Source organism: Allochromatium palmeri, from assembly GCF_009720725.1.
GTDB classification, from domain to species: Bacteria; Pseudomonadota; Gammaproteobacteria; order Chromatiales; family Chromatiaceae; genus Thermochromatium; species Thermochromatium palmeri.
Genome location: NZ_WNKT01000001.1, coordinates 61,602 through 85,649, shown reverse-complemented (window position 1 = coordinate 85,649; position 24,048 = coordinate 61,602). Strand labels below are relative to the sequence as shown.

The window sequence follows — 24,048 nt, the reverse complement described above, 5'->3', positions numbered from 1 at the left end:
TATCATAAGGGCGTTCTCAATCCTTTGTATGTCGCTTGAGTCAGGAGGAGTTATGCCCCACACCAACCCCAGGTTCATCAGTCGCCTGACCCGCAACACGCTGGCGCTCATCCTGGCTGGTGGGCGTGGCTCACGGCTCAAACAGTTGACTGCCTGGCGCTCCAAGCCCGGCGTGCCCTTCGGCGGCAAGTTCCGCATCATCGACTTTCCGCTCTCCAACTGCATCAACTCCGGCATTCGACGCATCGGCGTACTGACGCAGTACAAGGCGCATTCGCTGATCCTGCATATCCAGAAAGGCTGGGGGTTTCTGCGCGGCGAGTTCGGCGAGTTCGTCGAGCTGTGGCCAGCGCAGCAGCGCGTGGCCGAGACTGCCTGGTACGCTGGCACGGCGGACGCCGTGTTCCAGAATCTCGACATCATCCGCGACCATGATCCCGAATACATCCTGATCCTGGCCGGCGATCACATCTACAAGATGGACTATGGCGCCATGATCGCCCATCACGTCGAGACCGGCGCCGACATGACAGTCGGCTGTCTGGAAGTCGACACCGAGCGCGCACGCGAGTTCGGGGTGATGTCGGTCGATAACGATGGGCGGGTGCGACGCTTCGCCGAAAAACCGGCGAATCCCGAGACCATCCCCGGTCAGCCCGACCACTGTCTGGCCTCGATGGGCATCTATGTCTTCAATCGCGGTTTTTTGTTTGAGCAGCTCCTCAAAGATTCCGATATGCCGGGGTCGAGCCATGACTTCGGTAAGGACATCATCCCTAACGTCATCAATCTCTATCGGGTCATGGCCTATACCTTCCGCGATCCGCGCAGCGGTGATCAGGCGTATTGGCGCGATGTGGGCACCCTGGATGCCTTCTGGGAGGCCAATCTGGAGCTGATCGGCATCACCCCACCGCTGAACCTCTACGACAACAACTGGCCGATCTGGACTTATCAGGAACAGCTGCCGCCGGCTAAGTTCGTCTTCGACGACGACGACCGGCGCGGCATGGCGGTCGACTCCATGGTCTCGGGCGGTTGCATCATCTCCGGGGCGACGGTACGCCACTCGCTGTTGTTTTCGAACGTGCGAGTGAACTCTTTCAGCCAGGTGAGTGACTCAGTGATCCTGCCGGACGTGGAGATCGGGCGCCATTGCATCGTGCGCAAGGCGATCGTCGATCGCTATTGCCAACTGCCCGAAGGCACCCAAATTGGGGTGGACGCCGAGGCCGATCGGCGTGCCGGTTTCCAGGTGAGCGAGGGCGGCGTCACCCTGGTGACGCCCGAAATGCTCGGGCAGGAGGCCAATCAGGTTCGCTGAAACCCTACTCGGATCACTCAATACACCATGAAAATCATCTTGAACGGAGCCCCCCGCGAGATCGCCGACGGCATGCGCGTGTCGGAACTCGTCGAATATCTGGAAATGCTCGGCCAACGCTTCGCCATCGAGGTCAATGCCGAGCTGATTCCGCGCAGCCACTTTGCCGAGCATCGCCTCGCCGCTGACGACAGGGTAGAGATCATCCAGGCCGTCGGCGGCGGCTGAGCCGCGCCTCGCCGCTGTCAGCGGATCTCCGCCACCCTTACTCTCCAGGATCGACCCTGATATCCCATCGCTATGTCTACATCAAACACTGATCGTCTCATCATTGCCGGCAAGGACTACGGCTCGCGTCTGCTGGTCGGCACCGGCAAGTACAAAGACATGGATGAAACCGCCCGCGCCATCGCGGCCAGCAGCGCCGAGATCGTCACCATCGCCGTGCGCCGCACCAACATCGGCCAGAACCGCGACGAGCCGAACATCCTCGACGTGCTGCCGCCGGATCGCTACACCATCCTGCCCAACACCGCCGGCTGCTATGACGTCGATACCGCCGTGCGCACCTGCCGGCTGGCGCGCGAACTGCTCGACGGTCACAACCTGGTCAAGCTCGAAGTGCTCGGCGACGAGAAGACGCTGTTTCCCGATGTCATCGCCACGCTCAAGGCGGCCGAAATTCTGGTCAAGGACGACTTCGAGGTCATGGTTTACACCAACGACGACCCCATCGTCGCACGCGAGCTGGAGGCGATCGGCTGTGTCGCGGTGATGCCGCTGGCCGCACCGATCGGTTCGGGCCTGGGTATCCGCAATCCGCTCAACATCCGCACCATCGTCGAGAACGCCAAGGTGCCGATCATCGTCGATGCCGGTGTGGGTACGGCCTCGGATGCCGCTGTAGCGATGGAACTGGGCTGTGATGGCGTGCTCATGAACACGGCGATTGCGGCGGCCAAAAATCCGGTGCTCATGGCCAGCGCCATGCGCAAGGCGATCGAGGCCGGGCGCGAGGCGTTCCTAGCTGGACGGATGCCGGCCAAGCGTTTCGCCTCGGCCTCCTCACCGATCGAGGGCTTGTTCTTTTGAGCCAGACGGGGATGGAGGATGTGACCGACGGACGCCCACGACGCGCCATTCGTAGCTTCGTGCTGCGCGAGGGGCGTCTGACCGCGGCTCAGGAGCGCGCCTTCAGCGAACTCTGGCCGCGCTTCGGCGTGGACTGGTCGCCGGGCGCGCCGCTTGATCTGGCGGCACTGTTCGGCAATGACCGGCCCGTGGTGCTGGAGATCGGCTTCGGCAACGGCGAATCGCTGGCCGAGATGGCTGAACGCGATCCCGAGCGCAACTGGCTCGGGATCGAGGTCCATCGGCCCGGTGTCGGTCATCTGCTGCTGGAGATCGAACGGCGGGAGCTGAGCAATCTGCGTGTGATGCGTCATGATGCCGTCGAGGTGCTGCGCGCCGGTCTCCAGCCGGGGGCGCTCGACGCGGTTCAACTCTTCTTCCCCGATCCCTGGCCGAAGAAGCGCCATCACAAACGCCGCATCCTGAGTCCGGAGCTGGTCGAATTACTGGCGCGTGTCATCCGGACGGACGGACATTTTCATGCCGCGACCGACTGGGCGCTCTATGCCAAGCAGATGCTGGCTGTCCTCGATGGTGCGCACGCCCTGTTCGAGAACACCGTCGGCAGCGGAGCCTATGCGCCCCGCCCCGCCAGCCGGCCGCTGACCAAGTTCGAGCAGCGCGGCGAACGGCTCGGGCATCCGGTCGCTGATCTCATCTATCGGCGCCGCTGAGTCTGAATCTACATGGCTAGTCTGCGGCTCGACGGCCTCGCACATCGCACGCTCGCGCCGGTCGATCTCGCGCTCGCGGCCGGTGAGCAGGTGTTCGTCTCCGGGCCGTCCGGGTCAGGCAAGAGTCTGCTGCTGCGCGCGATCGCTGATCTGGACCCGCATCAGGGTGAGGTCTGGCTCGGCACCGAGGCGCGCTCACAGATGGCACCGCCCCTCTGGCGTCGGCAGGTCGGTCTGCTGCCGGCCGAGTCATTCTGGTGGGCCGAGACAGTCGGGGCGCATCTGCCCCTGATCCAGTCCTCCAGCGCGGATGCAGAACGGTTGAGCGGCTGGCTGGCTGGACTCGGTTTCGAGCCGGATGTACTCGACTGGTCGGTCACGCGACTCTCGACTGGCGAGCGCCAGCGTCTGGCGTTGGTGCGGTTGCTGGCACAGACACCCGAGGCGCTACTGCTCGACGAAGCAACGGCCAATCTCGACCCTGGCAACCGCGATCGGGTCGAAACCCTGGTCGAGGCCTATCGGCACGAACAGGCCGCCGCCGTGCTCTGGGTCAGCCATGATCCCGAACAGCGCCAACGTCTCGGTGGGCGTCGCTTCATCATCCGGACTGGACGGCTGGAGCTGGAACCTGAGACCGGATGGACATGAACGCGACCACAAGCCCGAGCATCAGCCTGATCGAACTCTCGCCCTGGGATCTGTCCCTGGCTTCGCTGCTAGTGCTGCTGTTGGCCGGCCTGTCCTGGCGGCTGCGGCTCGGGGTCGAACGGCGTGTGCTGATCGCCGCTGTGCGCAGTGCCGTGCAGCTCACGCTGGTCGGTCTGGTGCTCAAGCTGCTGTTCGCCCAGACCAGTCTGCCGCTGATCGGACTCATGGCGCTGGTCATGCTCTCGGTCGCCGGCTTCGAAGTCATGCAGCGCCAGACGCGCCGCTTCGGTGGTCTTTGGGGCTATGGCATCGGCGCCCTCTCGATGTTTCTGTCCTCGTTCAGCGTCACCCTGCTGGCGCTCACGGTCGTCATCGGGGTCGACCCCTGGTATCAACCGCAATATCTCATCCCGCTGCTCGGGATGCTGCTCGGCAACACCATGAGCGGCGTGGCCATCGCGCTTGACAATCTGACCCGACACGCCTGGGACGCCCGCGGCCAGATCGAGGCGCGGCTGCTGGCCGGTCAGGACTGGGAGCAGGCCGTCGAGCACATCCGGCGCGAGGCGCTGCGCTCGGGACTCATCCCCATCATCAATGCCATGGGCACGGCGGGGCTGGTCAGCCTGCCGGGCATGATGACCGGCCAGATCCTCGCCGGCAGCCCGCCGATGGAAGCGGCCAAGTACCAACTGCTCATCATGTTCCTGATCGCCGCCGGTACCGGACTCGGCTCGATGGCCGCCGTCTGGATGGGCTCACGGCGGCTGTTCGACGAGCGCCAGCGACTGCGGCTCGACCGGCTGACACAGGCTCGATAAGCGTCGGCTTTAATTGAGTGTTTTAATGCATTAAATGCAGCGCCTGGCATTCTCTTGATGCGCGACTTCAGCTAACGTGACGGACATGTTGCGCCGCATCATGGGTCAGTACGGCCCGCTCGCGGCGATCGGCGTCCGCGCCGCCGTTGGAGATCGAGAACCATGTCCGCTTCGACCCATTACGATGTCCTGATCGTCGGCGCCGGTGTCACCGGCACCGCCCTGCTCTATGAACTGGCCAAGTTCACGGATCTCAGCCGGCTGTGTCTGGTCGAGAAATACGACAGTGTGGCCAGCGTCAACTCGCATGCGCATAGCAACAGCCAGACCATTCACTGCGGCGACATCGAGACCAACTACACGCTCGATAAGGCGCGTCTCGTCAAGCGCACGGCCTACATGGTCATCAACTATGCCGCCAAGCTCCCGGCACGCGAGCGCGAGCGCATCATCTTCCGCATGCCCAAGATGCTGCTTGGGGTCGGCAAGGACGAATGCGATCTGGTGCGCCGGCGCTATGAGAGTTTCAAGGAACTCTTCCCCCGGATGCAGCTCCTGGAGCGGCAGGACATCGCCGATCTGGAGCCGAACGTCGCCCTGGTCGACGGCGCCTGGCGCAAAGATGAGATCGTCGCGACCGGCACTCCGGACGACTATTGCGCGGTCGACTTCCAGGCGCTGGCCGAGTCCTTCTCGCGCGAGTGCGTGCGCCTCGAACGCAGCGCCAATAAACAGATCAGCCAGTTGTTCTCGACCAAGGTCGACCGTATCCGCCGCACCGACGGTGGCTATCTGGTCGAGACCAGTCGCGGCCCGCTCCAGGCGCGCGCCGTGGTCGTCTGCGCCGGCGGGCACTCGCTGCTGATGGCCCAGGAGATGGGACTCGGGCTGGAATACTCCTGTCTGCCCGTGGCCGGGTCGTTCTATTTCGCCCCCGAGGCGCTCAACGGCAAGGTCTATACGGTCCAGAATACCAACCTGCCGTTTGCTGCCGTGCATGGCGATCACGACGTCAAGGAGCGAGGCAAGACCCGCTTCGGACCGACCGCGCTCATGCTGCCGATGCTCGAACGGCGCAATCCAGCCTCGATCAAGGAATTCTTCAAGGTCTTGCGCTTCGACCGTCAGGTGGCCGGCGTGCTCTGGGATCAGTTCAAGGTGCGCGACATCCGGCAGTACATCCTGCGCAACTTCCTTTACGAGGTGCCGCATCTCAACCGGCGTCTGTTTGCCAAGGAAATCCGCAAAATCGTGCCCTCGATGACGGTCGAGGACATCAGCTATGCCGAGGGCTTCGGCGGCATCCGGCCGCAGCTCATCGACAAGGCGGCGCGCAAACTGCGTCTCGGCGAAGCCAAGATCAGCGATGGTCAGGGCATCATCTTCAACATGACCCCCTCGCCGGGCGGCACGAGCTGTCTGGGCAGCGGCGAGAACGACATGCGCACCATCGCCGGCTATCTGGGAGCGCGCATCGATGAGTCGGCCTTCGAGCGTGAGCTGTTAATGGGGCATGAGGACACACGCGCACCCAAGTCGATCCTGACCGAGGACGCGGCCTGACGTCGCCGGCCAAAACGGGCCGGCCCACGACTGGCCCTATCGATCATTGAGCGTTCAATTCTTTCAATTAGCGTTGAAAGCACCGGCTCGACTTGGCGTACCGGCTCCCGGCGAGTATCTTGCGCGGTGGCCCGTGGGGCCGTCCCGTGTCGACGCTTCTGTTCGTCGACGCGGACGCGCCAGGGCCGTCGACGCACAGTCCCACGCGCGCGCGGCTCATTGACGCGGCGTGGGGTCGCCCCCAGTACCCACGAGAGGCCTGCTTTATGCCCCCCGTTCAACGTCTACTCATCGGACTCTTCGCCTTACTTGTTCCCGCCCTGGCCTGGGCCAGCGGTGAGACCGCAACCCTTCAGGCCATCGATCTGACCGACCACACCGTCGGTTATCTCGCGCTGCTGATCTTCGGTATTGCCTATGCCCTAGTCATGAGCGAGGAATTTCTGCATTTGCACAAGTCCAAGCCGGTCATCATCGCGGCCGGTCTCATTTGGTGTCTGATTGCTTACGTCTACATTCAGCAGGGCCAGCCACACGCCGCCGGCGAGGCGGTGCGCCACACCCTGCTCGAATACGCCGAGCTGATGCTCTTCCTCTTGGTCGCCATGACCTATATCAACGCCATGGAAGAGCGGCGTGTCTTCGATGCGCTGCGTACCTGGCTCATCAACAAGGGCTTCGGCTTTCGCTCGCTGTTCTGGATGACCGGCATCCTGGCCTTCTTCATTTCGCCGATTGCCGACAACCTGACCACAGCACTCCTGATGTGCGCGGTGGTGATGGCCGTTGGCGGTGACAACCGCACCTTCGTCACCCTGTCCTGCATCAACATCGTGGTTGCGGCTAACGCCGGCGGCGCCTTCAGTCCCTTCGGCGACATCACGACGCTCATGGTCTGGCAGAAGGGTGTGCTCGATTTCTTCGCCTTCTTCAAGCTCTTCGTGCCCTCGGTCGTCAATTATCTGGTGCCGGCGATCATCATGTCCTTCGCCGTACCTAACATCAAACCCGAGTCCCAGGAGGCCAGCGCGCACATGAAACGCGGTGCGCGCCGGATCATTCTGCTCTTCATCCTGACCATCGCCACGGCGGTGAGCTTTCACAACTTCCTGCACCTGCCGCCGGTGATCGGCATGCTCACCGGATTGGGTTATCTCCAGATCCTCGGCTATTTCCTGCGTCACACTCATGACAACTGGCACAAGCGCAACGAGGATCGCGCCGCCCTGGTCGGCGACATGACCCCTTTCGATGTATTCAACAGGGTCGCACGCGCTGAGTGGGACACGCTGTTGTTCTTCTATGGCGTGGTGCTCTGCGTCGGCGGACTGGGCCAGATCGGCTATCTCTCGCTGGCCTCGGAAGTCATGTACCAACAATGGGGACCGACCCTGGCCAACGTGGCGGTCGGCGGACTCTCGGCCATCGTCGACAACATCCCGGTCATGTTCGCGGTGCTGACCATGATGCCGGAGATGAGCGACACTCAATGGCTGCTGGTGACGCTAACGGCGGGTGTCGGCGGATCGATGCTGTCGATCGGCTCGGCCGCCGGCGTGGCGCTGATGGGACAGGCGCGCGGTACCTATACTTTCTTCGCGCATCTGGAGTGGACACCGGCGATCGCGCTCGGTTTCCTGGCGAGTATCGTCGTCCATTTCTGGCTCAACGGTTGAGGTGAGGGGCCGCTAGGCCAATGCGCAGGATCGCAAGCGGGCATGGACAAATGGCCCGCTTGCGATTATATTGGCGCGCTTGTCGCCGACCACGCTCGTTGGTCGGTACTGCCCGGAGAGGTGCCAGAGTGGCCGAATGGGCCTGACTCGAAATCAGGTGTACGTGCGAGCGTACCGTGGGTTCGAATCCCACCCTCTCCGCCAATTCAATGGCTGGCGATAAACGATAGTCGCGTGAATCGCGTCAAAATACCCAAATCGCGTGCATTTGCTGGTACCTGCCCTGCATCGTCTGATTTCGGTTTACTCTGATTCAGAGGAACGCCGCTGGCGCCCACGAAAACCCAGCACTTGTCTGGGTCTCGGGTTCGAAGTAGCCCAGATCAGGAGCATCGCCGGTGGTCCGAAAACAGAAAGGCCCAAGTTTTACCGCAGGCTTCTGCCGTGGGTCTTGGGCCTTCAAGCTCAACCGCGCTGGGCGTGTTGAATCGTTTGCGACTGTTTCAGGTGGCGGCAAACTCAAGAATACGTTGCCGATCAGCGTATTGTGTTACCTCAACGCCGGTGTCTTCTAAGCGCCCCACAATATCCGCAAAGGCGCCCTGGCGTCGCTCGTCATCATCCCCCGGACCACTCACGGCAAACAGGACTTTGTCGGGTAACTTGAGGCGCCGTTTCAACTCGGTCACTCGAAACAGCCAGGCCGCGCCATGTTCCATGATCTTGCTCGGTTGATCTTGAGCAAGATGTAGCGGCTTAATGGCCTTGGCTGGTTGCTGGTCGATTTGCTCGACGAAGGGAAAAGTCGCCTGATAGTCCTCGTCACCGATGGCCATGCGTTGGAAACGCTCACTGAGCTTCGCCTTGTACAGCCATTGCGACACGCCCCGCTCCAGGATGGTTTCCTGGTAGTGTCGTGTCACGAAGCTGCGTTCGACATAGAACTTGAAGAGTTCGTCCAGTTTTTCCTTGGGCTCGTCGGCGAGCACGATGCCCGGCTCACTGAAGCGCACGATGCTTTCGCGGGTACGAACCACCTCGTTGAAGAGATGGCGCGCTAAATCGAGATCGATCGTGCTTCTGCGGTCATCGAATCCATGGCGCTTGAGGATCCCATGAATCCTCTCCAGCTCGTCTCGCAGTGCTCGCATCACCTCACGATAGAGTTTGGCGTCGACCTCTTCGAAGAAACCGGTGATGCGCTTGTGGCGGCGGGTTTGCAGCTTGAAGCCGAAAAAACCGGCTTTGGGTGCCATCAACAGGATGCCCACATTGGCAAACTCGCCCGTCTCCACATAGGGAGCAAACCGTGCGATGGCATAGTGGCAGGCAACCTTGCTCATGGTGTCGTCCAGAAATCGTCGTGCTCGTGTCTCTTGAGTAAGAGATAGGCCATATCCAGGTCGAAATCTACGGACACGGTCATTTCAGGGTCTACGAACAGCCATGCCTCCGGGATCGCGGCGCATATCTTGGGCCAGTCGGCGAGCGCTGCGGCAAAGCGGGCATTGTAGTCATGACGCTTCAGTCTGTCACCGAACAGGTAGTGCCGTTGGGCGGCAAACACATGGCGATCCAAGAAATTTTCAGGATCGAAATCGAGATCGAATGCCTGGTTATGGTCGATGACGATCAACTCGCGCGAAGCTGGATTCCACAAGAGGTTTGGATTGCCGCCCCGGTCCGTCAAGAGTCGATCGCCGTTATGAATCCACCAGTCGAAGACCAACACGTCCTGCTGAATCTCTTTGGGAATCTCCCTGATGGCTGAGACCGTCAGATCCATGGCCTCCTGCCATTGAGACCCAAAGGCCGGACCTGCCCCCAGATCCCAGAGCGTCCGCGCGCCGTCTGCCTCGACCAGCTCGTCCGGTACATCTACAAGACAGAAGGGAGCCATCGGCAAACCGAACGTCAAGGCCAACTTGCCAGCAATCCATTCGCAGATCTGGCTGCGCCGACCGGCACCCCGCCCCTTGACGAAGTAGATCTCACCATCCTCGCCTCGGCAGATAAAGGGCCGAGTTATGCCCTGTTCGGATCGTCGCAATACTTCCACAATATGTGCCGTCATGCGCCTTCAGCCCTGCTCACCGGCTACCTTGCACAGTCTCCCACTCCAGCATGGCTGGATCACGGCACACATGGAAGGCCCAGCGCCCAAACTTGCCCCAGTTGTTGACGGCTGCGACCAAGCTTGGCTGCGCCATGCTTGGCCTGGGTCTTGTCATCCTCGTAGCTCTTGACCTCCAGTAACAGGGTCAGGTCAAACGCCGCCAAGTTCAAGCGAACCAGAAAGTCCGGCCCAAAGTTATGCGCGATCCCCACGTATTCATAGGGTGTCAAGCGCACGTCGGATTCATCGAAAGAGCCCCCCGCATATAACAGGTGACTGCTTGGTAGCTGAGAATCTGTCGCGAATATGATCAAATGCGCCTCCATCCCGTGATCCCGGACTTGAGGAGGCTCGAATCATCATGTCGCCCGTGCTCGTAAACCAGACACTCCAGTGGCAGGCGCTCCAACGGCATTGGGAGACGCTGCGCGCACAACGGATGCGCGATCTGTTTGCTGCCGATCCCAAGCGCGCAGCGACCATGAGCCTGACGGTGGCGGGTCTCCATCTCGACTACTCGAAGAACCTCATCACCCAGGAGACACTGGACCGGCTGATCGATCTGGCTGAAGCGGTGGATCTCAAGGGGTGGATCGACCGCATGTTCAACGGCGAGCCGATCAACAACACCGAAGATCGCGCGGTACTCCACATCGCGCTGCGCAACCGCTCCAACCGTCCGATCCGGGTCGAGGGCGAGGACGTGATGCCAGCGATCAATGGCGTGCTGGCGCGGATGGAATCCTTCGTCGGGCGCGTGCGCTCGGGTGACTGGCGCGGACACACCGGCGAGCGTATCACGGATGTGGTCAACATCGGCATCGGCGGTTCCAACCTCGGCCCCAAGATGGTATGCGCGGCGCTCGCGCCCTATCAGACCGAGAGCCTGCGCGTACATTTCGTCTCCAACGTCGACGGCACCCATCTGGTCGAGACCCTGCGCGGGCTGAATCCGGCGACCACGCTCTTCATCGTCGCCTCCAAGACCTTCACCACCCAGGAGACCATGACCAACGCCGGCAGCGCCCGCGACTGGCTGCTGACCGCGCTCGGCGACTCATCCGCCGTCGCGCGGCATTTCGTCGCGGTCTCGACCAACGCCGAGAAGGTCGCCGCCTTCGGGATCGACACCGCCAACATGTTCGGCTTCTGGGACTGGGTCGGCGGGCGCTATTCGCTGTGGTCGGCAATCGGGCTGCCGATCGCGCTCGCCGTCGGCTTCGACCGCTTCGCCGAGCTGCTGGAAGGCGCACACGCCATGGACGAGCATTTCCGCACGGCGGACCTGCGCGAAAACATGCCGGCCCTGCTCGGCCTGATCGGGGTCTGGTACGCCAACTTCGCCGGAGCGCGCACCCATGCCGTGCTGCCCTATGATCAGTCACTGCGCTATCTGCCGGCCTATCTGCAACAGGGCGACATGGAGAGCAACGGCAAGGGCGTGACCCGCGAGGGCGTGGCGGTCGAGTACACCACAGGCCCGGTGGTCTGGGGCGAACCGGGCACCGATGGTCAGCACGCCTTCTATCAGCTCATCCATCAAGGTACGCAGATGATCCCGGCCGATTTCATCGGCGCCGTCCACAGCCACAATGAATTGGGCGATCATCACCCCAAGTTCATGGCCAACTTCTTCGCCCAGACCGAGGCACTGATGCGTGGCCGCACCTATGACGAGGCGTTGAGCGAACTGCTTGCCGCCGGCATGGACGAGGAACAGGCCCGTTTCCTCGCGCACCATCGCACCTTCCCCGGCAACCGCCCGACCAACAGTCTGCTGATGGAGCGGCTCACACCGCACACACTCGGCGCCCTGATCGCGCTCTACGAGCATCGCATCTTCACCCAGGGCGTGGTCTGGGGCGTCAACTCCTTCGACCAATGGGGCGTGGAACTCGGCAAGCAACTGGCCAATGTCATCCTCGCCGAGATCCAGGCGGGTAAGGTCACCGCCGATCACGATCCCTCCACGCGCGCCCTCCTGGAGCGCTTCATCCGTCAGCGCAAACTTTGAACGCCGCCATGTCATCGCCCGAAGTCCTTGCGACCCTTTCACCTGATGATCGTCGGATTCTCCAGGCCCTTTCGGTCGTCTATGAGCCGATTAGCCAGACCAACCTGCTCCACATCCTGAAACATCTCGGCTGGCGCGGCGAGGATGGCAAACCGCTCGGCATTCAATTAAACACAAAATGGCGTAATACCCTGATCGCCGTTGGTGCGCTGGCGAACAAGGCCGGGCTGGCGGTGGCCCCGGATGTGGTCGAGATCCTGACCCGCGAGACAGTCCGCGAGGGAACCTTTAAGGCGATCCACGAGGCCGCCGAGACCGTCGTCAGAAGCCAGCCGTTCTATTCCAGGCAACCCCAGAACATTGAGCGTCTGACGCGCCGTCTGCGCAACGCCCTCTATGCCGGGCGGGAGACCGAGGTCTTGCAGCTGCTTGGTCTGGAGAACTGGTCCGGGATCGAGCTGATCGAGGCCAATAAGCGCGACCAATTGGTGTGTATCTGCACCAACCCGCTCGATCCCGCCTGGCTCGAAACCCTAGCGCCGCGTCTGCGCGTCCTGGCGCTCGCGTCCAAGCTCGATTTGCTGGCCTATCATCTGCGCACCGACGACGAACTGGACGCCACCGCCCAACAGCTGCTCACACCACTGGTCGACAGCCAGCCGCTCGCGCTCGCGACTCTGGTCGAGCAGCATCTGTTGCGGGGGCGCTTCGATCAGGCCGCGGGTCTGCTGTCGAGTCAGGTCTCCACGCTGGTGCTGCCTCTGATTGGCTGGCTGCATACCGTCCAGGGACGCGGCGACGAAGCGCTCGGAATCTTCGATCTCTATCTCAAAACGCTCAAGCGCGAGACGCGCCGGCGCAACATTCCGATTGGGGGGTTGCCGGGGGTACTGCATGTGCTGGGCCTGCTGGCCCGGAGCCATCCGGAGGATCTGGCGCAGTTCCAGCATCAGATCCAGGTGGCGCTGCAACAGCTCCAACGCGACCCGTTCCAGATGACCTGGAATGTGATCGAAGACCTTGGTGCGGTCCGCACGGGCCTGCGCCAGTTCGGAGACACAACATTCATTCAGATCACACCGCCGGCCAGCCGCCCCTTTGACCAGCTGTTCCAGGCTATGGCGCTGCACTGGCTCGGCGAGCGACCCAAGGACAGCGTGCTGGTCGCGCTCGACAAGCACTGTCGCGACGCCATCAAGGGCGGCTGGCTCTGGTATGCCTGGGAGGCACACGCCCTGCTCGATCGTCTCGGGCGGCCGATGAAAAATGTCGAACTCCCGCCACCGCCGGATGGCACCTCGCGACTGGCCGACTGGATCAAATCCAAGTCACGCTGGGAGATTGCGCTCGATGCCCTGACGGGAGTCGGCGCCGGCCGTTCGTCTACCGAATCGAGCGACAGCACGACAGATCGGCGCATGTGCTGGTGGCTCCATGAACACGCCGGCTCGGTGCGGCTGGAACCGCGCGAACAGAAGCGCGCCAAGCGCGGCGGCTGGACTCAAGGGCGCCCGGTCTCGCTACAACGCCTGCGAGAATCACCCACCGAGTTCGACTATCTGACCCCGACCGATGAACGCATCCGTGCCTGTATCGAACGCGAGTACGAGAGCGGCTGGTATGGCGGCACCAGTTACAACCTCGACTCAGAGAAAGCCCTGCTCGCCGCCGTGGGCCATCCCCGGATCTTCCGTCCGACGAATCTGGAGACCCCGCTGGAACTGATCGAAGCTGGCCCGGCGCTGGAGGTCAGCGAACATGGCGGCGACATCCGCATCCGGCTCCAGCCCTTTCCGCCGGCGGACGGCAACCTGCTCATCGTCGAGGAAGGCAAGCATCGGCTGCGTCTGGTCCGCTTCGACGGCACACACAAACGCATCGCCACTATTCTGGCCCGCGACGGACTGCGGGTGCCGGCCGAGGGCAAGGACCGCGTGCTGGCGGGGATCGCGGCCGTCGCGCCGCTGCTGACCGTACATTCGGCCATCGGGGGCACCGAACACCTGGCCGAGCCGGTCGAGCCGGATACACGCCCCTATGTGCATCTGAACCCGCTCGGCGATGGCCTGAATCTCGAACTCGTCATGCAGCCGCTCGGCGAGTCCGGACCACGTCTGCCGCCCGGTCAGGGCATGGAAACGATCTTCGCCGAGCTCGACGGACGCGCGGTCCAGACCACGCGCTCGCTCAAGGGCGAAAAAGCGCGCGCCAAGGCCGTGCTCGATGCCTGTCCAAGCCTGGCCGGTCAGAGCGGCTGGGCCTGGGTGCTGCCAGAAGCCGAGGAAGCCTTGACGGCGCTCTCCGAACTCTATGCGCTCGGCGACGAGATCGTGCTGCAATGGCCCGAGGGCAAACGGATCGGACTCACGCCCGAAGCCGGTGTCGGCGCGATGGCCGTCAAGGTCGGCGAGGGCCGCGACTGGCTGGGTCTGGAGGGTGGATTGACGCTCGACGACGGGCGCGTGCTGGAGATGAAGCTGCTGCTGGATCTGCTCGACGCCAGTCCGGGACGCTTCGTCTCGCTCGGGGAGCGCGAGTTCCTGGTCCTGAGCACGGCCTTGCGCCAGCGGCTGGAGACCCTGCGCGGTCTGACCGACGGCGGACACTTCCATCCGCTCGCCGCCGGCGTCATCGACGAGGCGCTCGAAGGGATGCAGGTCAAGACCAGTGCGCGCTGGCGCGAAATGCTCCAGCGTCTGGGTTCGGCGCGCGAGTTCGAACCGACCCTGCCGAGCACGCTCCAGGCCGAGCTGCGTGATTATCAGATCGAGGGCTTCCGCTGGCTGGCGCGTCTGGCCCATCTGGGTGCGGGCGCCTGTCTGGCCGACGACATGGGACTGGGCAAGACGCTGCAATCGCTGGCGCTGATCCTGTCGCGCGCGCCCGAGGGACCGACCCTGGTGCTGGCGCCGATGTCGGTCTGCTCCAACTGGGTCAACGAGGCGCAGCGCTTCGCTCCGACCCTGAATCCGAAGCGCTTCGGTGAGGGCGATCGCGACCAGATGCTCAAGGACGCTGGCCCCTTCGATCTCATCGTCTGTAGCTATGGCCTGGTGCAGACCGAGGGCGAGCGGCTGGCGGGCGTCACCTGGTCGACCATCGTCGCCGATGAGGCGCAGACCTTCAAGAATCCGCAGACCAAGCGCTCGCAGGCGATCATGAAGCTCGATGCCGGGTTCAAGATGATCACCACCGGCACTCCGATCGAGAACCATCTCGGCGAGCTGTGGAATCTGTTCCGTTTCATCAATCCGGGGCTGCTCGGTTCACTGGATCGCTTCAATCAGCGCTTCGCCATCCCGATCGAACAGCATCGCGATTCGGGCGCGCGTACTCGACTGCGCCAACTGCTCAAGCCCTTCATCCTGCGCCGGCTTAAAAGTGAGGTGCTCACGGAGCTTCCGCCGCGCACTGAGATCACGCTTGAACTCGAATTGGGCAAGGCGGAGTCAGCACTGTATGAGGCCATGCGCCGTCAGGCGTTGGAGCGACTGGAGAGCGAGGAGACCGGCCCCGGTCAGAAGCGGATGCAACTGCTCGCCGAGATCATGCGTCTGCGCCGCGCCTGCTGTCATCCCAAGCTGGTGATGCCCGAGACCGATCTGGGCAGCGCCAAGCTGGAAGCCTTCGGAGAAATTCTCGACGAGCTGCTGGAGAACCGGCACAAGGCACTGGTGTTCAGCCAGTTCGTCGATCATCTGAGCCTGATCCGCGCCTATCTCGACGGGCGCGGCATCCAGTACCAGTATCTCGATGGCTCCACCCCCGAGGCCAAGCGCAAAGCGGCTGTCGCCGCGTTCCAGGCTGGAGAGGGCGATCTGTTCCTCATCAGCTTGCGGGCGGGCGGCGCTGGACTGAATCTGACGGCGGCGGACTATGTCATCCACATGGACCCCTGGTGGAACCCGGCCGTCGAGGATCAGGCCTCCGACCGCGCGCACCGCATCGGTCAGGAGCGTCCCGTGACCATCTACCGACTGGTCACCAAGAGCACCATTGAGGAAAAGATCATCGCCCTGCACGGCGCCAAGCGCGATCTGGCCGACGGCCTGCTGGAAGGCACGGGCGACGGCGGGCGGCTGAGCTATGACGAGATGCTGGGGCTGATTCGAGAAGTCGATTGATAGAGGTCGCACCATGGAACACATGATCGAGGCCGAGAGCGCCCTGGAATCGACGCCTTGGGCGTTGCACGAACGGCTATTCCTTGACCGGCTCGGTGCCCGTCTGGAACGGGAGGACTTCAGCGAGTACAGCGCCCGGCGCTGTGCCAGTGGTAAACAGGTCTTCAATCACACCCGCGTCTATCAGGGCGAGAAGCTTGATCGGGTGATGGTCAGCCGCTACTCGCTGCGCCTGGGCCGCTGGGGTCTGGTCATCTTCGCCTATCCGCGTCTGGACTATGACCTCCCGGCCTTTCTGCTGCATGTCGGCGGCCAGCCGCCCGAGCGCACGTTGCTCACGCTGGATCTGGCCCCCTGTTCGTCGACCCTGGATCTGGAGTCGTTCGCCCGGGTCGCGCGCGAGCACCGCGCCGCGCTGGAACTCCCGGACGAGCGGCTGCCGCTGCTGGAATCGGTGACCTCGCCCCATCTGCTGCACTGTACCTTCAAGCCGCTGGATCCAGAGCGCTTTCTCGCCGCCTTCGACGCCGTTGTCGAGACCTGGTGCCGTTACATCGACCAGGCCGTGCCCGATCCGGACACCAAGTCCAAACAAGCACGTAGCGATCGGGTGCTGGAGCTGAAACGGGTCATCTTCGAGAACGATCCGGCCTTTCCGGTCTTCACCCAGTCGTTCGGCAAGTCGATGTCCGAGACGCTGGCCGAGGCGGCGTTCGGCGGGACACCTGGGCTGGCGACCAGTGATTTCCAGGACGTCCCGCCACCGGCCGTGGGAAGCTGGGCCAACAAGAAGCTCGGCCTGATCTGGAGCGCCGAGGCCCAGAAGCGCGTCGGCGAGGCACCGGTCATCATCCGACCCATGATCCGGCGTCTCATCGAGAAAGAAGCCGCTAAAGACAAACTCGATCGCATCACGGTCGAGTTCGTCAAACACTGCGAGCAGAAGTATTGGACCCGGGGTGGTGAAGCTTAGAGCTCTTCGAGACACTGGGTCAGCGAGAGACGCCAATCCGGCATCGCCAGCCCGAAGGTCTCCTGGAAACGCCGGTTGTCGAGCACCGAGAAGGTCGGGCGCTTGGCCGGAGCCTGATATTCGGAGGACGGAATGGGGATCAAATTAGTCCGGGCGCCGCTCGCCTCCAGGATGGCGCTGGCAAAACCATACCAACTGACCTGACCGCCGCCGGTCAGGTTGTAAAGGCCACCGACCTGTTCCAGATCCAGCTCGCCACGCAGGACGCGATAGAGCACCTGGGCCGTGATCTCGGCCAGCATCCGGCTCCAGGTCGGCGAACCGATCTGGTCGTCGACCACCCTCAGTTCCTCGCGTTCCTGAAACAGACGCCGCATGGTCAGCAGAAAATTCGCCCCGCGTGCGCCATAGACCCAACTGGTGCGGAAGATCAGCGCCTTCGCCCCCGAGTCGAGCAGCGCGCGCTCGCCGCCGAGCTTGGTCTCACCATAGACGTTGAGCGGGTCTGGAGTGTCGTCTTCGGTATAAGAACGGCCAAGACCACCGGAGAACACGAAATCGGTCGAGTAATGGATGATCGGCGTGCCGCGCTTGGCCAACAAGGCACCCATCTCGCCGACCGCGTCGGCATTGATGCGCTGAGCCGTCGCGCGGTCGCTCTCGGCCTTGTCGACGGCGGTGTAAGCGGCGGCGTTGATCAGAGCATCCGGCTGGGTGTCCTCGATCAGACGGGCCAGTGCGGCGGGATCGGTCAGATCAATGGTCGGGCCATATTCGCCCTCCAGCGAGGCCGCGATCACCTCACCGACGCTGGCGAGCGTGCGGCGCAATTCCCAGCCCACCTGACCATTGGCGCCGATCAGCAGCAGTTTGGGCCGGGGGCCGACGTGAGTCGTTGTAGTCATCTGTTGTAATCCTCCAAACCTGGGAGCCGATCGAGCGGGATGTCGCGCAAGCAGGCCGCCTCGCGATCCTTGGCCGACAGTTCAGGCGTCATCCCGTCCAGCGGCCAGTCGATCCCAAGGTCTGGATCGTCCCAGCGCACGCTGAATTCGGTCTCCGGGCTGTAGTAATCGGTGTTTTTATAGACGAAGAGCGCGTTCTCGCTGGTGACGAGAAAGCCGTGGGCGAAACCGGGTGGAACCCAGAACTGGCGCTTGTTCTCGCCCGAAAGCGTCACGCCGACCCAGTGTCCGAAATGGGGCGAGCCGCGCCGGATATCCACGGCCACGTCGAACACCTCGCCGGCCAGCACCTGCACCAGCTTGCCCTGGGCGCGCGGATGCTGGACGTGCAGCCCGCGCAGCACGCCCCGGCGCGAGAAGGACTGATTGTCCTGCACCAGCGGCGCCGGGATGCCAATCTCAGCGTACTGATTGGCGCGATAGGTCTCGAGAAAGTAACCGCGCTCATCGCCCCAGACTTTCGGTTCCAGGATGAGCACACCGGGGATAGCGGTTTCGATCACCTTCATACGCGCCCCCGCTGCAACAGGCTCAACAGATACTGGCCATAGCCATTTTTGCTCAGCGCCTCGCCCTGGGCGCGGAGTTGTTCAGCGTCGATCCAGCCGTTGAAATAGGCGATCTCTTCCGGGCAGCAGATCTTGAGTCCCTGACGTTTTTCGATAGTTTCGATGAATTGGCTGGCTTCCATCAGCGAGGCGTGGGTACCTGTGTCAAGCCAGGCGGTGCCGCGACCGATGCGGGTCAGGGACAGCGCGCCCTCGCGCAGATAACGGGTGTTGAGATCCGTGATTTCCAGCTCACCGCGCGGTGAGGGAGCGAGTTCAGCCGCCAGATCCGGGGCGCGCCCATCGTAGAAATAGATCCCGGTCACCGCCCAGTTGGACTTAGGCGTATTGGGCTTCTCCTCGATGCCGAGCACCCGGCCCGCGTCGTCGAACTCAGCCACGCCATAACGCTCGGGGTCGGAGACGTAATAGCCGAACACGGTCGCGCCCGATGTGCGCGCGCTGGCCTCCTGGAGCTGATCGACCAGACCGTGACCGTAGAAAATGTTGTCGCCCAGCACCAGACAGGACGGCGCGCCGGCCAGGAACTCGCGTCCGATCAGAAACGCCTGCGCCAGTCCGCCCGGCTCGGGCTGGACGGCATAGCTGAGCGACAGGCCCCACTGCGAGCCATCGCCGAGCAGGGCGTGGAACAGCGGCGCGTCATGTGGCGTGGTGATGATCAGGATCTCGCGCATCCCCGCCAGCATCAGCGTGGCGAGCGGATAGTAGATCATCGGCTTGTCATAGATCGGCAGCAGTTGCTTGCTGATCGAGCGGGTCAGCGGATAGAGCCGGGTGCCGGAGCCGCCGGCCAGAATGATGCCTTTGCGTGTCATCTCACACCCCTCCTGAACCCAAACGTTCGCCGCGATAACGCCCATCCATCACCCGCTGACACCATTCGGGGTGATCCAGATACCAGTCGACCGTGCGCCGCATCCCGGACTCGAAGGTCTCGGTCGGCTCCCAGCCCAGCTCGCGCTTGAGCTTGCTGGCATCGATGGCATAGCGGCGATCGTGTCCCGGACGGTCGGTGACGAAGGTCTTGAGCTGGCTGTGCGGACACTGTGGCGAGTCGGGCAGACGCGCGTCGAGCAGGGCGCAGAGCGTATCGACGACCTGGAGATTGGTCCGCTCGCTGTTGCCGCCGACGTTGTAGACCTCGCCGGGGGTGCCGGCCTCCAGCACGCGCGCAATGGCGCGGCAGTGGTCGAGCACGAACAGCCAGTCGCGCACGTTGCCGCCGTCGCCATAGATCGGCAATGGCTCGCCGGCCTGGGCCTTGAGGATCATCAGCGGGATCAGCTTCTCGGGGAACTGATAGGGGCCGTAGTTGTTGGAGCAGTTGGTGGTGAGCACGGGTAGCCCGTAGGTATGGAACCAGGCACGCACCAGATGATCCGAGGCGGCTTTGGAGGCTGAATAGGGCGAGTTGGGCGCATAGGGCGTGGTCTCGGTGAAGAGACCGGTTGGCCCGAGCGACCCATAGACCTCATCGGTCGAGACATGCAGGAAGCGGAAGGCCGCCTGTGCCGCCGGGCCGAGCTTGGACCAATAGTCGCGCGCCCGGTCGAGTAGCGTGAAGGTACCGACGACGTTGGTCTGGATGAACTCGGCCGGCCCGTCGATCGAGCGGTCGACATGGCTTTCGGCGGCGAAGTTGACTACGGCGTCGACGTCGTACTCGCGCAGCAGTCGTCCGACGAGTTCGGCGTCGGCGATGTCGCCCTGGACGAAGATGTGGCGTGGATCGCCGGCCAGACTCGCCAGCGTGTCCAGGTTGCCGGCATAGGTCAGACGGTCCAGGTTGACGACCCGGACGTCGGTCTGCTCAAGCATGTGATGGACGAAGTTGCCGCCGATGAAGCCGGCCCCGCCCGTAACCAAGAGCGTTTGCATATTGAATCCTGTCAAGGCTGGATCAAAAAATCGTTCGCCACCGCCATGTTGCGCAATGCCGCACGAGACGTTTGGCGCCATTTTATGGCATACGGCTCGCCAATGACGACAAAAGCCTGTCGTGCGTGTATGGCGAGTCGTCCGCGTCCAACGAAAACTGGCCGTCAGCCCTGACTCCCCTGTAACATCGCGGGTCGAATCGATCAGCCAGCAGGACCGACCATGCAGTGGGAAACCGTCATCGGTCTCGAGATCCATACCCAGCTCGCGACCCAATCCAAGATTTTCTCCGGTGCGCCGACCGCTTTTGGCGCTGAACCCAACACCCAGGCGTGCGCCATCGATCTGGGCCTGCCGGGCGTGCTGCCGGTGCTCAACGCCGAGGTGGTACGGCTCGCGGTGCGCTTCGGGCGTGCTATCGAGGCCGAGATCGCGCCGCGCTCGGTGTTTGCGCGCAAGAATTATTTCTACCCCGACCTGCCCAAGGGCTATCAGATCAGCCAGTACGAATTGCCGGTGGTGGGCAAGGGCCAGGTCGAAATCGTGCTGGATGACGGCACCATGAAGACCATCGGTGTCACCCGCGCCCATCTGGAGGAAGATGCCGGCAAGTCGCTGCACGAGGACTTCCAGGGTTTCACCGGCATTGATCTCAACCGCGCCGGCACGCCGCTTTTGGAAATCGTCTCCGAGCCGGATCTGCGCTCGCCGGCCGAGGCGGTGGCCTATGCCAAGAAGATCCATCAGATCGTGCGCTACATCGGCATCAGCGACGGCAACATGCAGGAAGGCTCCTTCCGCATGGACGCCAATGTCTCGGTGCGTCCGGTTGGCCAGCCGGAATTCGGTACCCGCGCCGAGATCAAGAACGTCAACTCCTTCCGCTTCCTGGAGAAGGCCATCGCCTTCGAGGTCGAGCGCCAGATCGATCTGATCGAGGGCGGCGGCACCGTGGTCCAGGAAACCCGCCTCTATGATGCGGTCAAGGACGAGACGCGATCGATGCGCACCAAGGAGGAAGCCAATGACTATCGCTACTTCCCCGATCCGGATCTGCTGCCGCTGGAAATCGATGCGGCCTTCCTCGCCGAGGCGACGGCCGATCTCCCCGAACTGCCGGATGCCAAGCGCGCGCGCTTCCAGTCCGAGTACGGGCTGTCGGAATACGATGCCAATCTGCTGACCGCCAGCCGCGAGCTGGCTGATTATTACGAGGCCGTCGCCCGTGCCTGCGGTGAGTCGAAACTGGCGGCCAACTGGGTGAGCGGCGAGCTGATGGCGGCGCTCAACAAGAGCGAGCGCGAGATCAGCGACAGCCCGGTCTCAGCGAGCGCCCTGGCCGGTCTGATTGCGCGCATCCAGGACGGCACGGTCTCGGGCAAGCTGGCCAAGCAGGTATTCGAGGGCATGTGGAGCGGTGGTGGCGAGGCCGATGCGGTGATCGAGGCCCAGGGACTCAAGCAGATCACGGACACAGGTGCTATCGAGGCCCTGATCGACGGGATCATCACCGCCAATCCGACCCAGGTCGAGCAATACCGCTCGGGCAAAGACAAGGTCTTCGGCTTCTTCGTCGGTCAGGTCATGAAGCAGAGCGGCGGCAAGGCCAATCCGGCGCAGGTCAACGAGATCCTCAAGCGCAAGCTGGCTGGATAGGATCCAGCGCGAGGCTGTGGTTTAATGCTTGCTTTCAGCGCGCACCGCTTGGGTGCGTTGCATACGACCACAGTCTCGCCATGTCACAGGATACATCCGCTCAATCCCGCCGCGTCCAAGTCGAGCGCAACACGCTCGAAACCCAGATCCGCGTCAGTCTGAACCTGGACGGCCAGGGTCAGGCGTCCTTCAAGACCGGCGTGCCCTTCCTGGAGCACATGCTCGATCAGGTGGCACGCCACGGTCTGATCGATCTCGACATCGAGGCCGTGGGCGACCGACATATCGACGATCATCACACGGTCGAGGATCTGGGCATCACCCTCGGTCAGGCGCTGGCCAAAGCACTTGGCGACAAAAAAGGCATCCGCCGCTATGGCCACGCCTATGTGCCGCTCGACGAGGCGCTGTCGCGCGTGGTGATCGATCTCTCGGGGCGGCCGGGGCTGGTCTATGGCGTCACCTTCACCCGCGCCCAGATCGGCGCCTTTGATGTCGATCTGTTCCAGGAATTTTTCCAGGGGCTGGTCAATCATGCCGGGATGACGCTGCACATCGACAATCTGCGCGGCGTCAACGCGCATCATCAGGCCGAGACCATCTTCAAAGCCTTCGGGCGCGCGCTGCGGATGGCCGTCGAGCCGGACCCACGCATGGCTGGCATCACACCCTCGACCAAGGGCGCACTCTAAAGTGCCGCCACTGAGCCGTTCATTCGACATCTCACAGACATACAGCAAGAGAGCAATCCGGTGCTGCTGATTCCCGCGATCGATTTGAAGGATGGCCGCTGCGTGCGGCTGCGTCAGGGCCGCATGGACGACGAGACCGTGTTCGCCGACGATCCGGTCGAGATGGCCGGACGCTGGGTGCGTGAGGGCGCCCGCCGGCTGCATCTGGTCGACCTCAATGGCGCCTTTGCCGGCGAGCCGGTCAATGGCGCGGCCATTCGCGGTATTGCGGCGGCCTATCCTGAGCTGCCGCTCCAGGTCGGCGGCGGCATTCGTGACGAGGCCACCATCGAAGCCTATCTCAAGGTCGGGGTGCGCTATTGCATCATCGGCACCCAGGCGGTCAAGGAGCCTGAATTCGTCGCCCGCGCCTGCCGCGCCTTTCCGGGGCACATCATGGTCGGGCTGGATGCCAAGGACGGTCAGGTCGCCATCAACGGCTGGGCTGAGATCACCGAGCATCGGGTCGACGAGCTGGCGCGTCGTTTCGAGGACGACGGCGTAACGGCCATCGTCTATACCGACATCGGGCGCGACGGGATGCTCTCCGGCCCCAATATCGAGGCCACGCACGCCCTGGCCGCAGCGATTCGCATCCCGGTCGTCGCCTCTGGCGGCATCACCACCATCGACGACATCCGCGCGCTCTGCGAGGCGGGCGGCATCGAAGCGGCCATCACCGGGCGCGCCATCTACGAGGGGACGCTCGACTTCGCTGAAGGACAGCGTCTGGCCGATAGGCTGAGTGGAGCTGAAACCCCATGACAACGACCGATGACGCCTGGCTCGATGCCATCGCCTGGGGACCGGACGGTCTGGTGCCGGCCATTGCTCAGGAGCATGGAACCGGTAGCGTACTCATGCTGGCCTGGATGAATCGCGAGGCACTGCGTCTGACGCGCGAGACCGGGCACGCGGTCTACTGGTCGCGCTCACGCGCACGTCTGTGGCACAAGGGCGAGGAGTCGGGCCACCAGCAGGTGGTTCACGCCATCCGACTCGACTGCGATGCCGACGTGGTGCTGCTGGAGGTCGAGCAGAAGGGCGGCATCGCCTGTCATACCGGACGCCACGACTGCTTCTACCGCGCCCTGGATGCCGCCGGCGACTGGGTCGAGGTCGCGCCCGTACTCAAGGATCCAGCCGCCATCTATCGCGGTTCGCCGTAACAGTCAGGAT

At 63.1% G+C, this 24,048-nt stretch carries 22 protein-coding genes and 1 tRNA gene; 16 read left to right on the top strand and 7 right to left on the bottom strand.

Annotated elements, in window-relative coordinates:
* The first annotated feature begins 52 nt into the window (after positions 1–52).
* The 9 genes from glgC (at position 53) to GJ668_RS00360 (ending at position 8,044) form a co-directional block, all read left to right on the top strand.
* A complete protein-coding gene (gene glgC, locus GJ668_RS00400) occupies positions 53–1,324 on the top strand; it encodes a glucose-1-phosphate adenylyltransferase (RefSeq protein WP_155448134.1) in 1,272 nt (423 codons plus the stop codon).
* Positions 1,325–1,351: 27 nt separating this feature from the next.
* Positions 1,352–1,552, top strand: coding sequence for a sulfur carrier protein ThiS (gene thiS, locus GJ668_RS00395; RefSeq protein WP_155448133.1), 201 nt, complete (start codon positions 1,352–1,354; stop codon positions 1,550–1,552).
* A gap of 72 nt (positions 1,553–1,624) precedes the next feature.
* On the top strand, positions 1,625–2,416 hold the full coding sequence (locus tag GJ668_RS00390) for a thiazole synthase (protein ID WP_155448132.1): 792 nt from the start codon (positions 1,625–1,627) through the stop codon (positions 2,414–2,416).
* A gap of 11 nt (positions 2,417–2,427) precedes the next feature.
* The gene (gene trmB, locus GJ668_RS00385) at positions 2,428–3,129 is read left to right on the top strand and encodes a tRNA (guanosine(46)-N7)-methyltransferase TrmB (RefSeq protein ID WP_155448131.1); all 702 of its coding nucleotides are present in this window, start codon (positions 2,428–2,430) and stop codon (positions 3,127–3,129) included.
* 12 nt (positions 3,130–3,141) lie between these two features.
* Positions 3,142–3,780 (top strand): ABC transporter ATP-binding protein, encoded by a 639-nt coding sequence (locus tag GJ668_RS00380; protein WP_155448130.1) that lies wholly within the window; start codon positions 3,142–3,144, stop codon positions 3,778–3,780.
* A gap of 20 nt (positions 3,781–3,800) precedes the next feature.
* Positions 3,801–4,601: an ABC transporter permease gene (locus GJ668_RS00375; protein WP_186342816.1), complete on the top strand. Its 801-nt coding sequence runs from the start codon at positions 3,801–3,803 to the stop codon at positions 4,599–4,601.
* Between the two features lie 162 nt (positions 4,602–4,763).
* Positions 4,764–6,164 (top strand): FAD-dependent oxidoreductase, encoded by a 1,401-nt coding sequence (locus GJ668_RS00370; protein WP_155448128.1) that lies wholly within the window; start codon positions 4,764–4,766, stop codon positions 6,162–6,164.
* Between the two features lie 266 nt (positions 6,165–6,430).
* A complete protein-coding gene (nhaD, locus tag GJ668_RS00365) occupies positions 6,431–7,840 on the top strand; it encodes a sodium:proton antiporter NhaD (protein ID WP_155448127.1) in 1,410 nt (469 codons plus the stop codon).
* Between the two features lie 114 nt (positions 7,841–7,954).
* Positions 7,955–8,044 (top strand) — tRNA-Ser (locus GJ668_RS00360).
* A 299-nt stretch (positions 8,045–8,343) separates the two neighbouring features.
* Here the strand turns inward: GJ668_RS00360 and GJ668_RS00355 are convergent.
* Genes GJ668_RS00355 through GJ668_RS00345 form a run of 3 tightly spaced genes read right to left on the bottom strand, consistent with a single transcriptional unit; the run spans position 8,344 to position 10,192 of the window.
* Positions 8,344–9,183 carry a DUF3037 domain-containing protein gene (locus GJ668_RS00355; RefSeq protein WP_155448126.1) on the bottom strand — a complete coding sequence of 280 codons (840 nt, stop codon included), beginning with the start codon at positions 9,181–9,183 and terminating at the stop codon, positions 8,344–8,346.
* On the bottom strand, positions 9,180–9,914 hold the full coding sequence (locus GJ668_RS00350) for a HipA family kinase (RefSeq protein ID WP_155448125.1): 735 nt from the start codon (positions 9,912–9,914) through the stop codon (positions 9,180–9,182). Before GJ668_RS00350 ends, GJ668_RS00355 begins: the two co-directional genes overlap by 4 nt.
* A 59-nt stretch (positions 9,915–9,973) precedes the next feature.
* A complete protein-coding gene (locus tag GJ668_RS00345) occupies positions 9,974–10,192 on the bottom strand; it encodes a hypothetical protein (RefSeq protein ID WP_155448124.1) in 219 nt (72 codons plus the stop codon).
* Between the two features lie 125 nt (positions 10,193–10,317).
* On the opposite strand from GJ668_RS00345, the gene pgi reads away from it, so the two are divergent.
* The 3 genes from pgi to GJ668_RS00330 are packed head-to-tail and all read left to right on the top strand — an operon-like array spanning position 10,318 to position 17,067.
* The gene (pgi, locus tag GJ668_RS00340; protein ID WP_155448123.1) at positions 10,318–11,970 is read left to right on the top strand and encodes a glucose-6-phosphate isomerase; all 1,653 of its coding nucleotides are present in this window, start codon (positions 10,318–10,320) and stop codon (positions 11,968–11,970) included.
* An 8-nt stretch (positions 11,971–11,978) separates the two neighbouring features.
* The gene (locus GJ668_RS00335; protein ID WP_155448122.1) at positions 11,979–16,094 is read left to right on the top strand and encodes a DEAD/DEAH box helicase; all 4,116 of its coding nucleotides are present in this window, start codon (positions 11,979–11,981) and stop codon (positions 16,092–16,094) included.
* Between the two features lie 13 nt (positions 16,095–16,107).
* Positions 16,108–17,067, top strand: a complete 960-nt coding sequence (locus GJ668_RS00330; RefSeq protein ID WP_155448121.1) for a protochlorophyllide oxidoreductase — start codon at positions 16,108–16,110, stop codon at positions 17,065–17,067.
* Here the strand turns inward: GJ668_RS00330 and rfbD are convergent.
* Genes rfbD through rfbB form a run of 4 tightly spaced genes read right to left on the bottom strand, consistent with a single transcriptional unit; the run spans position 17,064 to position 20,482 of the window.
* Positions 17,064–17,972, bottom strand: a complete 909-nt coding sequence (gene rfbD / locus GJ668_RS00325; RefSeq protein WP_155448120.1) for a dTDP-4-dehydrorhamnose reductase — start codon at positions 17,970–17,972, stop codon at positions 17,064–17,066. The genes GJ668_RS00330 and rfbD overlap by 4 nt on opposite strands.
* Positions 17,969–18,541 (bottom strand): dTDP-4-dehydrorhamnose 3,5-epimerase, encoded by a 573-nt coding sequence (rfbC, locus tag GJ668_RS00320; RefSeq protein WP_155448119.1) that lies wholly within the window; start codon positions 18,539–18,541, stop codon positions 17,969–17,971. Before rfbC ends, rfbD begins: the two co-directional genes overlap by 4 nt.
* A complete protein-coding gene (gene rfbA / locus GJ668_RS00315; protein ID WP_155448118.1) occupies positions 18,538–19,419 on the bottom strand; it encodes a glucose-1-phosphate thymidylyltransferase RfbA in 882 nt (293 codons plus the stop codon). Before rfbA ends, rfbC begins: the two co-directional genes overlap by 4 nt.
* 1 nt (position 19,420) lies before the next feature.
* Positions 19,421–20,482: a dTDP-glucose 4,6-dehydratase gene (rfbB, locus tag GJ668_RS00310; RefSeq protein ID WP_155448117.1), complete on the bottom strand. Its 1,062-nt coding sequence runs from the start codon at positions 20,480–20,482 to the stop codon at positions 19,421–19,423.
* Positions 20,483–20,704: 222 nt separating this feature from the next.
* Between rfbB and gatB the strand changes: the two genes are divergently transcribed.
* The 4 genes from gatB to hisI all read left to right on the top strand — a co-directional run bounded on the left by gatB (position 20,705) and on the right by hisI (position 24,038).
* Positions 20,705–22,138: an Asp-tRNA(Asn)/Glu-tRNA(Gln) amidotransferase subunit GatB gene (gene gatB / locus GJ668_RS00305; RefSeq protein WP_155448116.1), complete on the top strand. Its 1,434-nt coding sequence runs from the start codon at positions 20,705–20,707 to the stop codon at positions 22,136–22,138.
* An 80-nt stretch (positions 22,139–22,218) separates the two neighbouring features.
* A complete protein-coding gene (gene hisB / locus GJ668_RS00300) occupies positions 22,219–22,830 on the top strand; it encodes an imidazoleglycerol-phosphate dehydratase HisB (protein ID WP_155448115.1) in 612 nt (203 codons plus the stop codon).
* Between the two features lie 60 nt (positions 22,831–22,890).
* Positions 22,891–23,634 carry a 1-(5-phosphoribosyl)-5-[(5-phosphoribosylamino)methylideneamino]imidazole-4-carboxamide isomerase gene (gene hisA / locus GJ668_RS00295; RefSeq protein WP_186342797.1) on the top strand — a complete coding sequence of 248 codons (744 nt, stop codon included), beginning with the start codon at positions 22,891–22,893 and terminating at the stop codon, positions 23,632–23,634.
* Positions 23,631–24,038 carry a phosphoribosyl-AMP cyclohydrolase gene (hisI, locus tag GJ668_RS00290; RefSeq protein WP_155448114.1) on the top strand — a complete coding sequence of 136 codons (408 nt, stop codon included), beginning with the start codon at positions 23,631–23,633 and terminating at the stop codon, positions 24,036–24,038. Before hisA ends, hisI begins: the two co-directional genes overlap by 4 nt.
* Positions 24,039–24,048: the final 10 nt, after the last annotated feature.